We start from the raw sequence: 13,667 nt of genomic DNA, 5'->3' as shown, positions 1-13,667 counted from the left end.
AAACTATTGCCTGCTGGTTCAACGATACCATCGGCACAACACAATCAGCGAATTTCGGAGTTATCACGTTCACCTATGGGTTTCGGCTCGAATGTTTCGCTGTCTACGCTTCATCTCCTTTTATACCTGCTGATCTCCGAGGAAAAATAATTACTATTGTAAGAGGGTCTGGATTAACTGCACCTCAACAAGCAATAGCAGTACCTCTTATTAATGGTACAAGCGAACAGAAACTAACGGGTTTAGCTTGGATATGGTTAAAATTCAATTTTTCCAGTGATTCGACAACCATTGAAGTTGCAGATGGTAGCTATGCTAGTTTTACGCAATTATTTTATAAAATATAAGCAAAAGCCCTCTTTAAGAGGGCTTTTGCTTATCTTCTCTTTTACAAAAATAAAGAAGCCAATACTTTCAATATTTCTTTAACATCTAATTATTTTGCTAACTTCCTATTTCTCTTTAATCTTTTTTTCTTAAATTGAACTCCTGCCGTTTTTTTCTGATCTTTGCTATACATTTTTTACAACATACCATTTTCTGCTATTTAATAGCAATTAAATCACAGCCAACCAAAAATTATCATACCATTAAAAACCAATAATATTTATTATTTAAAAAAGTTTATTGTTAGTGGAATATAAAATTTAATCTATCGACATACCCTTTGCTATTTTACTGTTTAAGATATTTTTCTTACTAAGGAAAGAAATATGAAAAATAAACAAATAACGATTGATAAGGCAAAGGAATTTTTCTGCGATGGGATGACCATTATGGTGGGTGGATTTATGGGGGTGGGCACCCCTCCACGTTTAATGACAGCGCTATTAGAAACCGGTGTAAAAAATCTAACCCTTATTACCAATGATACAGCCTTTGTTGATACCGGTCTGGGGCCATTGATTGTTAATGGCCGAGTAAAAAAATTAATTGCATCCCATATCGGTGCCAATCCAGAAGCTGGCCGTCGCATGATCTCCGGTGAAATGGAAGTACAACTGGTGCCACAAGGTACGCTGGCAGAGCAGATCCGTTGCGCCGGTGCTGGTTTGGGTGGTTTTCTGACACCAACCGGCGTGGGCACCGTGGTGGAAGAAGGCAAAGAGAAAAAAGTCATCAATGGCCGGACATACCTTCTCGAATTGCCGCTGTATGCCGATCTGGCACTGATTCAGGCACACAAAGCAGACACTTTCGGCAACCTGACCTACCACCTCAGCGCACGTAATTTTAACCCACTTATTGCACTGGCCGCAGGTATCACGCTCGCTGAACCGGATGAAATCGTACCGGTTGGTTCACTCGATCCTGACTGCATTGTTACACCGGGTGCTATCATCGACCATCTCATTGTTCAATAAGGATAAAATTCCATGAACGCTAAAGAACTTATCGCCCGCCGCGTAGCCCTTGAATTGAATGATGGAGATATCGTTAATCTTGGTATCGGCCTACCAACTCAGGTAGTGAACTACCTGCCTGAAAGGGTACAGATCACCCTACAGTCTGAAAACGGCTTTCTCGGTCTGGGGCCTGTCACACAGCCGGATAAAGATCTGGTGAACGCTGGAGGACAACTTTGTGGTGTACTACCGGGCGCGTCTATGTTTGATAGTGCGTTCTCCTTTGCTCTGATCCGAGGTGGTCACGTTGATGCTAGTGTGCTAGGCGGATTACAGGTAGACCAGAATGCCAATCTGGCTAACTGGATGATTCCAGGCAAGATGGTGTCGGGCATGGGTGGCGCGATGGATTTGGTGACCGGCGCCCGTAGAGTGATCATTGCAATGGAACATTGTGCAAAAGATGGCTCAGCCAAAATTCTACGTCAATGCACTATGCCGCTGACAGCAGTGAATGCAGTAGATACGCTGGTTACTGAACTTGCGGTATTCCGTTTCGAAAACGGTCAGATGGTGCTATTTGAATACGCACCGGGTGTAAATATTGACACCATCAAGGCGAAAACCGAAGCCAAATTTATCGTTTCTCCACACGTGAAAGTGATGTCTCTTAATGTGACTGAGGATAGCGTATGATAGGCCGCATTTCTCGTGTAATGACACGGTTTGTGAGCCGCTATCTGCCAGATCCGCTGATTTTTGCAATGCTGCTCACCATGCTCACATTTATGCTCGCGCTGTCGTTGACATCCAGCACATCAATGGATCTGGTTAAAATGTGGGGAGACGGATTCTGGAACCTACTTGCTTTCGGGATGCAGATGGCGATGATTATCGTCACTGGTCACGCGCTGGCGAGCTCTGGTTCTGTTAAACGTATTCTGAGGCTATCAGCTTCACTGGCAAAAACACCCACACAGGGTGTGATGCTAGTAACCTTCTTCGGCTCCGTGGCTTGTGTCATTAACTGGGGATTCGGGTTAGTTGTAGGAGCTATGTTTGCCCGTGAGGTCGCCCGTAAAGTTCCCGGTTCTGATTACCCGCTTCTGATCGCCTGCGCCTACATCGGCTTCCTGACGTGGGGTGGTGGTTTTTCCGGCTCAATGCCGCTGTTGGCAGCAACGCCTGGCAATCCGGTTGAGCATATATCAGGTCTGATCCCTGTCAGCCAGACTATCTTTACCAGTTACAACATCTTTATCACTCTCTGTCTTATCGCCGTCATGCCGTTTGTTACCCGTATGATGATGCCGAAAAAAGAGGAAATTATGATTATCGACCCGGCTTTGCTGGAAGAAGAGCCGGATTTCCAGAAAAAACTGCCGAAAAACGCTCCTCTATCTGAACGCATGGAAGAAAGCCGTATTATCGCGTGGATCATCGGAATACTAGGATTCACCTACCTCGGTATATACTTTGCCAAGAACGGGTTCAACATTACCATTAACACCGTCAACATGATTTTCCTGCTGACCGGTTTATTACTGCATAAAACCCCAATGGCATATATGCGTGCAGTGAGGGCTGCGGCGAAAAGTACTGCGGGTATTCTGGTGCAGTTCCCCTTCTATGCAGGTATTCAACTGATGATGGAAAGTTCAGGGCTAGGCGGGCTTATCACGGAGTTCTTTATCAACGTCGCGAACAAAGACACTTTCCCAATTATGACCTTCTTCAGTTCCGCACTGATTAACCTTGCGGTGCCATCTGGTGGTGGTCACTGGGTTATTCAAGGGCCGTTCGTCATGTCTGCTGCTGAAGTGTTGGGCGCAGATTTAGGTAAATCAGTTATGGCTATCGCTTATGGTGAGCAGTGGATGAATATGGCACAGCCGTTTTGGGCATTACCGGCGCTGGCTATTGCAGGGCTTGGGGTACGCGATATTATGGGCTACTGCATCACGGCACTCTTTTTTTCCGCTCTGATATTTATTATCGGCCTCCTTCTATTTTAATGATAATAAGAATTAAGGATTTATTATGGAAAATATTGTGATTATCGGCGCTTAATGTGCCGTTATCGACAGTCGACCAATACATCAATAAATGAGAAACATCACCAGTCACAACAGAGTACAACCTTGAATTCAATTATAAATATAATCCAGTTATATCCACTTCATACAAAGACGCTTAGTCTCACCCGATTTTTTCAATTCAGTACCAAATTTTAATGAATCGTAACCTTCATACCAACTGATAATTTCATAGGGGACTGTACCAACTAAGCTACGTATACGTTTACCAAGGTTATATTTTTCATCACCGATTGTTATATGAAGCTCTTTATTTTTAAAGCAATTATCAATATCATTGTAATTTTCTTGACTATTATAAGTAAGAACAGAAAAGACAAGTTTCGGCGTAGTAAAGACATTTTGAAGCTCAGGATGTTCATTATTATCAAATTTAACATACTCATTCCATCCAAATATCATAACATAAGCAAATCCTGTGCTATTTTTTATTACATTGAAAGAACCATAATCTGGTACTGTTCCCTTTATTGGAACTTCCATCCTTGGTTTATTCAAGTATCCCCAAGAAATATTATCAACAAAACTATTTATCTTATACACTTTAATTCCTAAAGTAATATCAGCAACCAACATATAATCTGAAAAAGCAATTTTTTGAGCATTAATTTCTGACATAAATTCCTCACTTATGATTATTAAAATTTAAAGTAATTTCATCCTACCGTTAATCCAACAGATAATTTGACTTTACTGATATAAAAAGGCCGCGCGTCTGCGCGACCTAAAAGGTTTAAATTTAATTCAGTTTTTTTACCTGATAAAAATTATCTGTTATCCAGAACAAGGCCAGGCTCTGCGGCAATGTAACCCTGCAACATGCCTTCTTTATATATTCCCAAAATACACTCATAATACATTACACGCATAGTGCCCATAGGAGGCATCATGTTGACTCTGGTCATCAAATAGCAACTTTTCACTTTCTGCATATCCACATCCATTGGATTTCTTACGTCAACAACAGGCATGTATTTTGTGCTGGCAACCATTTTGTGTGGCTCCAGCATTTGAACCATGTCACCCTGCATGACTTTCATCATCGGATCCATTTTCATCATGGAGTCCATTTTCATCATAGAATCCATCTTCATCATGGAGTCCATCTTCATCATGGAGTCCATTTTCATCATCGGATCCATCTTCATCATAGCAACAGAATAGTCAGGATTATTATTTAATGTTATTAAATTCATGCGAATGACATCTCCCACATCGCATTTAACCATTAAATTACCTGAGCTATCAACAGAAGTCATTGTTTCATCTTCATGGATGTAAGTAACATATTTTTTGAAAACATCCGCAGACCACATTGAAACTGGACTATTAATATCTTTGCTAAGTTTACCAAAATCATTCATAATATCTTCGGTTCTTACACCCATTAATACATCAATCATTTTAGACATTATAGTACCCTCATTTGTTTATGGTATTAGTATGTTTTGCTACGCGACCAACATAGCACTGGGTCTGCGTTTTATTTATAAGCTTCTTACAGAACATATCATAACAAAATAATATAAAAGCCAAGTCTCAAAAAGTGTCCTTATAAAGAATTTTTTTATCACAATAAAGAAATGTTAAATTGTATTTTATATAGATTAATCACCAATAATATGCTGCTTAACTGCTAAACATAATAATTTACTTTACATGTTATAATGATGATTATTTATCAAAACATTTCAAAATAATCATGGTTATAAATTTTTAATTAATTTGTCATCATTAACTCGTTGACATTCCGGATTTAAAAAAAACAGATAAAAATAAATTCATCATAAAAATGATAACATAACCTCATTGATAGTTTTTTCGTAAAATAAAACAGAATAATTTTTCTCTTACCCGTTTCCTTTTAATATCTGACCGTCGAAGTTACATAGATATACAATTCTATTCGATGTATAATTACTGATTATCATTCCACCAGCTAAATTAAGCTAAATCTGGAGAAAATATGTTTGGTAAAAGTATCGTGATCAAAAATTATGTCAGCGCTTATCCAAATCCAATTCGCTTACAAGCTGGCGATGTTGTTGTAATCAGTCACAGTGATATAGAGTATCCTTACTGGGTTTGGGCGACAGATACATCAGAAATAAGTGGTTGGGTTCCGCAACAAATCCTCTGTTTCATCCAAACTAATCAAGCGATCTGTACAGAAAACTACATCGCTCACGAATTAACTGTACAAATCGGCGAATGTCTATATTTGGAAAAGTTATTAAACGGTTGGTTTCTGGCACATAAAAGATGTGGTGAAACAGGCTGGATACCGCAAGGTTGCGTGGAATTTTAAAAGAGTATTACTTCCCTATTCCGGTGGAAATTTCAACTTACAGTCATCTTTCTAACCGTAAATTAACAAGTAAATTAAGTAATTAGTAGAAAGATGAGGGTCTTTTCAGTTAATTTTTCCCCTGCGTCTGTTTCAGTCTCCGCCATAATGTTGTACGGCTAATCCCCAAATACTCTGCTGCTGCCTGACGGTTGCCTGAAAAACGTGCCACGACGTCATGTACTGAAATATCATGCTCTGACAACAATGTTTCCTTAAAGGGGAAAGCGGCTATCTGCGTTTGCAGGTTATTGTTTGTTGGACCAATATCAACCTGACGTTCAGGCGAAAGTGACAGTATTAATGCAGGAGTCAATACCTGCTCAGGATTAGCACTTATGTAGAGAACGATTCTCTCCATCAGGTTACGCAATTCCCTCACATTTCCCGGCCAATGATAAGATTGCAATATCTCATCGCAATGAGAAAGTTCATGTACTCTTGAAGCAGAAACAGGTAAATTGAGTGTCGCAAATGCCCGCCGTAAATATTCCAGCGCCAGCATACTTATATCATTTCCCCGCTCCCGTAATGCTGGAAGATTAATCCGCAATACGTTTAAGCGATAAAATAGATCGACACGAAAACGCCCTTCGCGTACCCATTGATCCAAATCACAGTGCGTTGCACAAATGATGCGGACATCAACCGAAATTGGACGATATCCCCCAACTCTGACGACAGATTTCTCTTCCAATACCCTTAATAAACGTGTTTGTAATGGCAATGGCATTTCACCAATTTCATCCAGAAATAAAGTTCCTCTGTGCGCAATCTCAAATAATCCTGCACGCCCACCCCGTCTGGAGCCGGTAAATGCACCTTCTTCGTAGCCAAACAATTCAGCCTCTAATAATGACTCAGCAATCGCCCCACAGTTGACGGCAACAAATGGCCGTGGATGCTTTCCCTTTAACTGACCATAACGCAAGGTATATTCATGATGAATAGCTTGTGCAACTAACTCCTTACCTGTACCACTTTCTCCCTGAATCAATACGGTAGCCGTTGAACGGGCATATAGCATAATTGTGCTGCGTACACGCTCTATTGCAGGGGAATTTCCCCGAATGTCATTGATAGTATGTTTGATCCGCAGTTTATCTTTAGTAGGATAAGGTGAAATCACGGCTTGATTAAGTTTGGCCATTTTAGCCATATCTAAAGCATCATGAAATGCCTGCCGGATAGAAGCAGCAGAATAGACAAATACACCCACCAGCTCAGCTTCATAAGCCAGATCGGTGATCAATCCGGCACCTACAATCACTTTAATTCCAATCGCTTTCAAGGCATTAACCTGTGCTCTGGCATCTTCTTCTGTCGCATAACTACGTTGTTCAATGCGCAGATTAAAACGTTGCTGAAATTCCTCCAAAGCAGGCAAGGTACTCTGATAAGTGATCACCCCAATGCGGGAGCTAATTTGTCGGGCACGAGCCAGTGCCTGCATAAAATCAAACCCACTGGCTTTGGCTATGATCACCGGCACTGATAAGCGGCTTTTTAGGTATGAGCCATTAGAGCCGGCACAAATCACGGCATCACAATGTTCATTTTCCAGACGTTTGCGAATATGTTGCACCGCTTGTTCAAAACCAAGATGGATTGGTGTGATATCAGCCTGATGATTAAACTCTGGTGTGATATCTCGAAAAAGATCAAAAAGGCGGGAGATGGAAACTGTCCAGATAACCGGCTTACTACTATCACGTTCTTCGATTTGTATCGGTATCATATCTTTCCCCTTCTGCGTTTTCTGCCCGTCCTTTCTTTACGATGTTTCATTTCCCCATAATGAAACAAAATTGAAACATCATCAGGTTCATTTTAAAACAAGTATATACTATACCTCATAGAAACTCAGAAACCACAACATAGGAAATACCAATTAATATATTGATTGTAAATATAAAATAAAAACCCACTCATTATCTGTCTCAATTACCCCCCCATTTTTACTTTTTGGCACAAACTTTGCTTTGCTAACAATTTAATACAAATTAGTTTCATTTTTATAATAATGGGGTTATACATGGGATTTTATTCTGCTGGTTTGACTTTTCGTCAGGCAATAAAAGAAGAATCTCCGTTACAGGTGGTAGGAACCATCAATGCGAATCATGCATTGCTGGCAAAACGAGCAGGCTATAAAGCTATCTACCTTTCCGGTGGCGGCGTATCAGCCGGTTCATTAGGTCTGCCGGATCTTGGCATCTCAACACTGGATGATGTGCTGACCGATACCCGGCGCATCACCGATGTATGTGATTTACCACTGCTGGTAGATGCAGATATCGGATTTGGCTCATCAGCATTCAATGTTGCCCGTACAGTTCGGTCTATTATTAAAGCAGGCGCTGCCGGACTACATATTGAAGATCAGGTCGGTGCAAAACGTTGTGGTCATCGGCCAAACAAAGAAATTGTCTCAAAAAATGAGATGGTAGACCGTATCAAAGCCGCCGTTGACGCCCGTAGCGACGAACATTTTGTCATTATGGCTCGTACCGATGCATTGGCAGTAGAAGGATTGAGTGCTGCCCTTGATAGAGCCGAAGCCTATATTGAAGCAGGAGCAGATATGCTGTTTCCGGAAGCAATGACTGAGCTACAAATGTATAAAACGTTTGCTGCAATAACTCAGGTTCCAGTACTGGCAAACATTACTGAATTCGGCGCCACTCCACTCTTTACTCTCGAAGAGTTAAGAAGCGTGGATGTCTCTATCGCCCTCTATCCCCTGTCAGCTTTTCGCGCCATGAACAAGGCCGCAGAACAGGTCTATACCACACTCCGTCGTGATGGCACTCAAAAAAATGTGCTCGGTATGATGCAAACCCGTAATGAACTGTATGAAAGCATCAACTATTACGATTTTGAACAGAAACTGGATGCCCTGTTTTCCCAGAAAAATAACAGAGGTGATACACATGAATGAACAAAATACAAAGATTGAAGCTACCCCATTTAAACCGAAAAAATCTGTTGCCTTATCGGGTATTACTGCGGGTAATACCGCACTTTGTACTGTTGGAAAAAATGGTAAGGAGTTACATTACCGGGGTTATGATATTTTCGATTTAGCAGCCCATTGTGAATTTGAAGAAGTTGCCTACCTGTTAATCCATGAAAAACTCCCTTCCCGTGCGGAGTTGGCCGCTTATAAAACCAAACTGAAAGCATTGCGCGGTTTGCCAAGCAGTGTTAAGGCTGCGCTGGAAGCCCTGCCCGCAGTCGCCCATCCAATGGATGTCATGCGTACGGGTGTCTCCGTTCTTGGTTGCACTCTACCGGAAAAAGAAGATCATAATCTCCCAGGTGCCCGTGATATTGCTGATCGTTTACTTGCTTCCCTCAGCTCCATACTGCTTTATTGGTATCACTATAGTTATAACGGACGCCGTATTGATGTTGAAACTGATGATGATTCTATCGGCGGCCATTTCCTTCATCTTTTGCATGGCAAAAAATCCCCCCCATCTTGGGAAAAGGCGATGCATACTTCTCTGATCTTGTATGCAGAACATGAATTCAATGCTTCTACTTTTACCAGCCGCGTGATTGCCGGTACAGCCTCAGATATGTACTCCGCCATTATTGGAGGCATCGGTGCCCTGCGAGGGCCAAAACATGGCGGTGCCAATGAAGTTTCATTCGAAATTCAGCAGCGTTATGACACACCAGATGAAGCAGAAGCCGATATTCTCAAGCGATTAGAAAAAAAGGAAGTGATCATTGGCTTTGGACATCCGGTTTATACCGTTTCTGATCCACGCCATAAAGTGATTAAAGATATAGCCCTGACCCTGTCCAAAGAAACAGGCACACTTCAAATGTTTAATATTGCGGATAGAATTGAATCTGTGATGTGGGATAAGAAAAAAATGTTCCCAAACCTTGACTGGTTTGCAGCCGTATCGTATCACATGATGAGCGTTCCCACCGCTATGTTTACTCCACTGTTTGTTATTGCCCGTACTTCCGGTTGGGCTGCACACATTATTGAGCAGCGTGTTGATAACAAAATTATTCGCCCTTCTGCCAATTATACCGGCCCGGAAAATTTGTTCTTTGTTCCAATTGAACAGCGCTGACACTGACTGATAATTACCTTTTAAATAGTACTAATTCATACCTTACATGCAATTTTTCGAAAAGGATTGATTATGTCTACCTCTATTCCTGCTTCTACACTAACTCCCGTTGTTAATGATCGTCCCGAATATGATCAGGTGATTGTAGATATCGTGGATTATGTCATGGATTACACCATCGTCTCCCCTATTGCCTATGTCACAGCCCAACACACATTTTTAGATGCATTAGGCTGTGGGTTAGAGGCATTGGAGTATCCCGCCTGTACCAAATTATTGGGGCCGATTGTGCCGGGTACAGTTGTCCCCAATGGTGCACGAGTGCCGGGTACTCAGTTCGAGCTTGATCCGGTACAGGCTGCGTTCAATATAGGTACTCTTATCCGCTGGCTGGATTTCAACGATACCTGGCTGGCTGCTGAATGGGGACATCCGTCTGACAATATCGGCGGAATACTTGCTGTCGCTGACTGGCAGTCAAGAAATGCTGTAGCCCGTGGGGAACAACCACTCACTATGTGGGATGTATTTTCCGCCATGATTAAGGCATACGAGATCCAGGGTTGCTTAGCACTGGAAAATGCTTTCAATAAAGTCGGGCTGGATCATGTCGTTCTGGTCAAAATTGCTTCAACCGCAGTGATTGCTCAAATGTTAGGGCTGGATCGTGAACAGATATTAAGTGCCGTTTCACTCGCTTGGGTAGACGGTCAATCCTTAAGAACTTATCGTCATGCTCCCAATACAGGTTCCCGCAAATCCTGGGCAGCGGGAGACGCGACTTCCCGTGCTGTGCGTCTGGCCCTGATGGCACAAAAAGGTGAAATGGGTTATCCCTCTGTATTAACAGCTAAAACCTGGGGATTTTATGATGTCTTGTTCAACAGCGAGCCATTTCAATTTCAACGCCCCTATGGCAGCTATGTGATGGAAAATATACTGTTCAAGGTTTCTTTCCCCGCTGAGTTTCATGCACAAACTGCGGTTGAAGCCGCCATGCAGTTGCATAATCAGTTGAAAAAATTCGGTAAAAATATCGAAGATATCGCCAAAATCACTATCCGTACTCATCAGGCTTGTATCCGTATTATCGATAAACAAGGCCCGTTACATAATCCGGCCGACAGAGATCACTGCATTCAGTATATGGTTGCGATTCCATTGCTGTTTGGTCGTCTCACCGCTACGGATTATGAAGATGATGTCGCTAAAGATCCGCGTATTGATGCCTTACGGGGAAAAATAGTCTGTGTTGAAGATCCTGATTTTACGAAAGATTATCATGACCCGGAAAAACGCTCGATTGCCAATGCCCTGACTATCTCCTTCAACGATAACAGCCAGTTTGATGAAGTCATAATCGAGTTTCCAATTGGGCACAGACGACGGCGTGCCGATGGTATCCCCACTCTGCTGGAAAAATTTAAAACCAATCTGGCCCGACGCTTCTCAGCAAAGCAACAACAAAAAATACTGTCAGCATCCCTTGAACTGAACGATATCAAAGACACCCCGGTAAACGAATATCTTGATTTGTACGTTGTTTAATCTGCCTATTTTCAGCGGTTCTTATTTCAGGAACCGCTATCCTTACGTTATGTTAGGAAAATACTGCGTTAGGAGAAATTATGTCATTCAAAGATTTTTACCAACGTTCGATTAATGAACCCAACGCCTTCTGGGTAGAACAAGCCAAACGAATTCATTGGCAGCACCCTTTTGCACAAGTTCTGGATCACAGTAATCCGCCTTTTGCCCGCTGGTTTTGCGGTGGAAAGACCAACTTATGTTACAACGCATTGGATCGCTGGTTGGAAAGACAACCTGATGCTAAGGCACTGATTGCGATTTCAACAGAAACGAATACTGAACAAGTCTTCACTTACCAGGAGTTATATCAGGAAGTTAACCGGGCCTCCGCTATCATGCTTTCTCTCGGTGTCAAAAAAGGCGATCGTGTTGTGATATATATGCCGATGGTGGCAGAAGCCTTATTTATCTTACTTGCCTGCGCCCGTATCGGTGCTATCCACTCTGTGGTTTTTGGCGGTTTTGCTGCCCATAGCCTCGCTACCCGATTAGATAATGCTGAGCCAGTACTAGTCGTTTCTGCTGATGCAGGCTCTCGTGGAGGAAAAATCATTCCCTACAAGCCATTGCTGGATGAAGCCATTGAATTAGCAGTACACACACCACGTCATGTATTGATGGTCAACCGTGGCCTGGCAGAGATAAATTGGGTCAGAAACCGGGATGTGGATTTTGCCACCTTGCGACAATCCTATCTGGATGCAAAGGTTCCGGTAACATGGCTGGAATCCAATGAAGTTTCTTGTGTTCTCTATACATCAGGAACAACAGGAACACCCAAAGGTGTACAACGTGACGTTGGTGGTTATGCAGTAGCACTGGCAACATCAATGGAGATTATTTTTGGCGGTAAAGCTGGCGGTGTATTCTTTTGTACATCAGACATCGGTTGGATCGTCGGGCATTCCTATATTGTGTACGCTCCGCTGATCGCGGGTATGGCAACTATTATGTATGAAGGTTTGCCCATCCGGCCAGATGCCAGTATTTGGTGGCAAATTGTGGAAAAATATCGGGTCAACAGGATGTTTTCCGCACCAACGGCCATTCGAGTTCTGAAGAAATATCCTACAGATAATCTCTCTCAATACGATATTTCTTCTCTTGAAACACTCTATCTGGCAGGTGAACCACTTGATGAGCATACTGCACGTTGGGTGACTGAAACCATTAACGTACCTGTGATTGACAATTACTGGCAAACAGAAACGGGCTGGCCAATTATGGCGATAGCACGAGCACTGGATGATAGACCAAGTCGTTTTGGCAGTACGGGATTCCCGATGTATGGTTTTAACGTCAAATTGATTAATGAACTGACCGGACAGGAGTGTGATGACAACGAAAAAGGCATGTTGGTCGTCAAAGGCCCTTTGCCTCCCGGATGTATCCAAACTATTTATGGTGATAATAACCGTTTTGTGAATACTTACTGGAAGCATTTTGATCAGCAAGTTTACTCCACTTTCGATTGGGGGATCCGTGATCGTGATGGTTACTACTTTATTTTGGGACGTTCAGATGACGTGATTAATGTTTCGGGGCATCGTCTGGGCACCCGGGAAATCGAAGAGTGTATCGCCAGCCATGAAGATGTTGCTGAAGTCGCGGTTATCGGTATCAAAGATGATGTAAAAGGACAGGCCGCAGTTTCCTTTGTCGTCCTCAAAGAAGGACGTGAAATTCAGAGTGCGGACCATTTTGCCACTTTGGAAAAATCACTGATGAGTCTGGTCGATAAGAAAATTGGCAGTGTTGGACGTCCGGCACGTATCTATTTTGTCACGCAATTGCCAAAAACACGTTCTGGGAAAATGTTACGCCGTACCATGCAGGCCATTTGTGAAGGTCGTGAACCCAGTGATATTGCTTTAATTGAAAATCCTGCTTCATTGGACGTAATACGAGATGCGGTATCTCATTAAAAATGAGATTAATAAAAGTGAAATTCATTCCAATAACCAACTTATTTTGTGGCAGGAAGCGAGATATTTACCTCTTTTCTGTCACAAATAATAAGGCTGATATTTTTTAGTTAAAACACTATAAGAGATAAAAATCCCCCATAATAAATATACACGATATTTTCAAAATCACTTCCTTTGTTGGTTACTTTCATTTATCTCTTTCATAAAAATCGATATTCATTGAATATATCATATATATTATGATATATTTTATGAATTTTAAA

The 13,667-nt window shown here is 42.1% G+C and carries 12 protein-coding genes; 9 read left to right on the top strand and 3 right to left on the bottom strand.

Annotated features, from left to right (window positions below; all coding sequences use genetic code 11):
- From AAC147_RS13415 to AAC147_RS13400, 4 genes are all read left to right on the top strand, one after another.
- Positions 1 to 347: hypothetical protein (locus tag AAC147_RS13415; protein ID WP_231571423.1), on the top strand; the 347-nt coding region annotated here is incomplete at its 5' end.
- 366 nt (positions 348 to 713) lie between these two features.
- Positions 714 to 1,364 (top strand): acetate CoA-transferase subunit alpha, encoded by a 651-nt coding sequence (gene atoD, locus AAC147_RS13410; protein ID WP_047681910.1) that lies wholly within the window; start codon positions 714 to 716, stop codon positions 1,362 to 1,364.
- A gap of 12 nt (positions 1,365 to 1,376) precedes the next feature.
- Positions 1,377 to 2,042 carry a 3-oxoacid CoA-transferase subunit B gene (locus tag AAC147_RS13405; protein WP_047681908.1) on the top strand — a complete coding sequence of 222 codons (666 nt, stop codon included), beginning with the start codon at positions 1,377 to 1,379 and terminating at the stop codon, positions 2,040 to 2,042.
- A complete protein-coding gene (locus AAC147_RS13400) occupies positions 2,039 to 3,361 on the top strand; it encodes a TIGR00366 family protein (protein ID WP_047681904.1) in 1,323 nt (440 codons plus the stop codon). The genes AAC147_RS13405 and AAC147_RS13400 overlap by 4 nt, the downstream gene beginning before the upstream one ends.
- Positions 3,362 to 3,514: 153 nt before the next feature.
- Here the strand turns inward: AAC147_RS13400 and AAC147_RS13395 are convergent, their stop codons facing one another.
- The gene (locus AAC147_RS13395; RefSeq protein ID WP_047681903.1) at positions 3,515 to 4,060 is read right to left on the bottom strand and encodes a DUF7823 domain-containing protein; all 546 of its coding nucleotides are present in this window, start codon (positions 4,058 to 4,060) and stop codon (positions 3,515 to 3,517) included.
- 149 nt (positions 4,061 to 4,209) lie between these two features.
- Complete coding sequence (locus tag AAC147_RS13390) at positions 4,210 to 4,854, bottom strand: AidA/PixA family protein (protein WP_047681901.1); 645 nt, start codon at positions 4,852 to 4,854, stop codon at positions 4,210 to 4,212.
- 554 nt (positions 4,855 to 5,408) lie between these two features.
- Here AAC147_RS13390 and AAC147_RS13385 point away from each other — a divergent pair.
- Positions 5,409 to 5,750: an SH3 domain-containing protein gene (locus AAC147_RS13385; protein WP_047681899.1), complete on the top strand. Its 342-nt coding sequence runs from the start codon at positions 5,409 to 5,411 to the stop codon at positions 5,748 to 5,750.
- 109 nt (positions 5,751 to 5,859) lie between these two features.
- Here the strand turns inward: AAC147_RS13385 and prpR are convergent, their stop codons facing one another.
- Positions 5,860 to 7,527, bottom strand: coding sequence for a propionate catabolism operon regulatory protein PrpR (prpR, locus tag AAC147_RS13380; protein WP_052189554.1), 1,668 nt, complete (start codon positions 7,525 to 7,527; stop codon positions 5,860 to 5,862).
- Positions 7,528 to 7,824: 297 nt separating this feature from the next.
- On the opposite strand from prpR, the gene prpB reads away from it, so the two are divergent.
- The 4 genes from prpB to AAC147_RS13360 all read left to right on the top strand — a co-directional run bounded on the left by prpB (position 7,825) and on the right by AAC147_RS13360 (position 13,401).
- Entirely contained in the window at positions 7,825 to 8,730 is a 906-nt protein-coding gene (gene prpB, locus AAC147_RS13375) for a methylisocitrate lyase (RefSeq protein WP_047681897.1), read from the top strand.
- Entirely contained in the window at positions 8,723 to 9,886 is a 1,164-nt protein-coding gene (gene prpC / locus AAC147_RS13370) for a bifunctional 2-methylcitrate synthase/citrate synthase (protein ID WP_047681895.1), read from the top strand. Before prpB ends, prpC begins: the two co-directional genes overlap by 8 nt.
- A gap of 72 nt (positions 9,887 to 9,958) precedes the next feature.
- A complete protein-coding gene (locus tag AAC147_RS13365) occupies positions 9,959 to 11,434 on the top strand; it encodes a bifunctional 2-methylcitrate dehydratase/aconitate hydratase (RefSeq protein WP_047681892.1) in 1,476 nt (491 codons plus the stop codon).
- A gap of 80 nt (positions 11,435 to 11,514) precedes the next feature.
- The gene (locus tag AAC147_RS13360) at positions 11,515 to 13,401 is read left to right on the top strand and encodes a propionate--CoA ligase (RefSeq protein ID WP_047681890.1); all 1,887 of its coding nucleotides are present in this window, start codon (positions 11,515 to 11,517) and stop codon (positions 13,399 to 13,401) included.
- The last annotated feature ends 266 nt before the right edge of the window (positions 13,402 to 13,667 follow it).

It is taken from the genome of Xenorhabdus sp. NBAII XenSa04 (assembly GCF_963866145.1).
Lineage (GTDB): Bacteria > Pseudomonadota > Gammaproteobacteria > Enterobacterales > Enterobacteriaceae > Xenorhabdus > Xenorhabdus indica.
This window is presented reverse-complemented; position numbering and strand designations above follow the sequence as displayed.

What these genes read in the sequence shown, in the direction of transcription:
- AAC147_RS13400 (WP_047681904.1), top strand. Translation starts at nt 2,039, where the DNA reads ATGATAGGCCGCATTTCTCGTGTAATGACACGGTTTGTGAGCCGCTAT.
- AAC147_RS13365 (WP_047681892.1), top strand. Translation starts at nt 9,959, where the DNA reads ATGTCTACCTCTATTCCTGCTTCTACACTAACTCCCGTTGTTAATGAT.
- prpB (WP_047681897.1), top strand. Translation starts at nt 7,825, where the DNA reads ATGGGATTTTATTCTGCTGGTTTGACTTTTCGTCAGGCAATAAAAGAA.
- AAC147_RS13395 (WP_047681903.1), bottom strand. Translation starts at nt 4,060, where the DNA reads ATGTCAGAAATTAATGCTCAAAAAATTGCTTTTTCAGATTATATGTTG.
- AAC147_RS13390 (WP_047681901.1), bottom strand. Translation starts at nt 4,854, where the DNA reads ATGTCTAAAATGATTGATGTATTAATGGGTGTAAGAACCGAAGATATT.
- prpC (WP_047681895.1), top strand. Translation starts at nt 8,723, where the DNA reads ATGAATGAACAAAATACAAAGATTGAAGCTACCCCATTTAAACCGAAA.
- AAC147_RS13360 (WP_047681890.1), top strand. Translation starts at nt 11,515, where the DNA reads ATGTCATTCAAAGATTTTTACCAACGTTCGATTAATGAACCCAACGCC.
- atoD (WP_047681910.1), top strand. Translation starts at nt 714, where the DNA reads ATGAAAAATAAACAAATAACGATTGATAAGGCAAAGGAATTTTTCTGC.
- AAC147_RS13385 (WP_047681899.1), top strand. Translation starts at nt 5,409, where the DNA reads ATGTTTGGTAAAAGTATCGTGATCAAAAATTATGTCAGCGCTTATCCA.
- prpR (WP_052189554.1), bottom strand. Translation starts at nt 7,527, where the DNA reads ATGATACCGATACAAATCGAAGAACGTGATAGTAGTAAGCCGGTTATC.
- AAC147_RS13405 (WP_047681908.1), top strand. Translation starts at nt 1,377, where the DNA reads ATGAACGCTAAAGAACTTATCGCCCGCCGCGTAGCCCTTGAATTGAAT.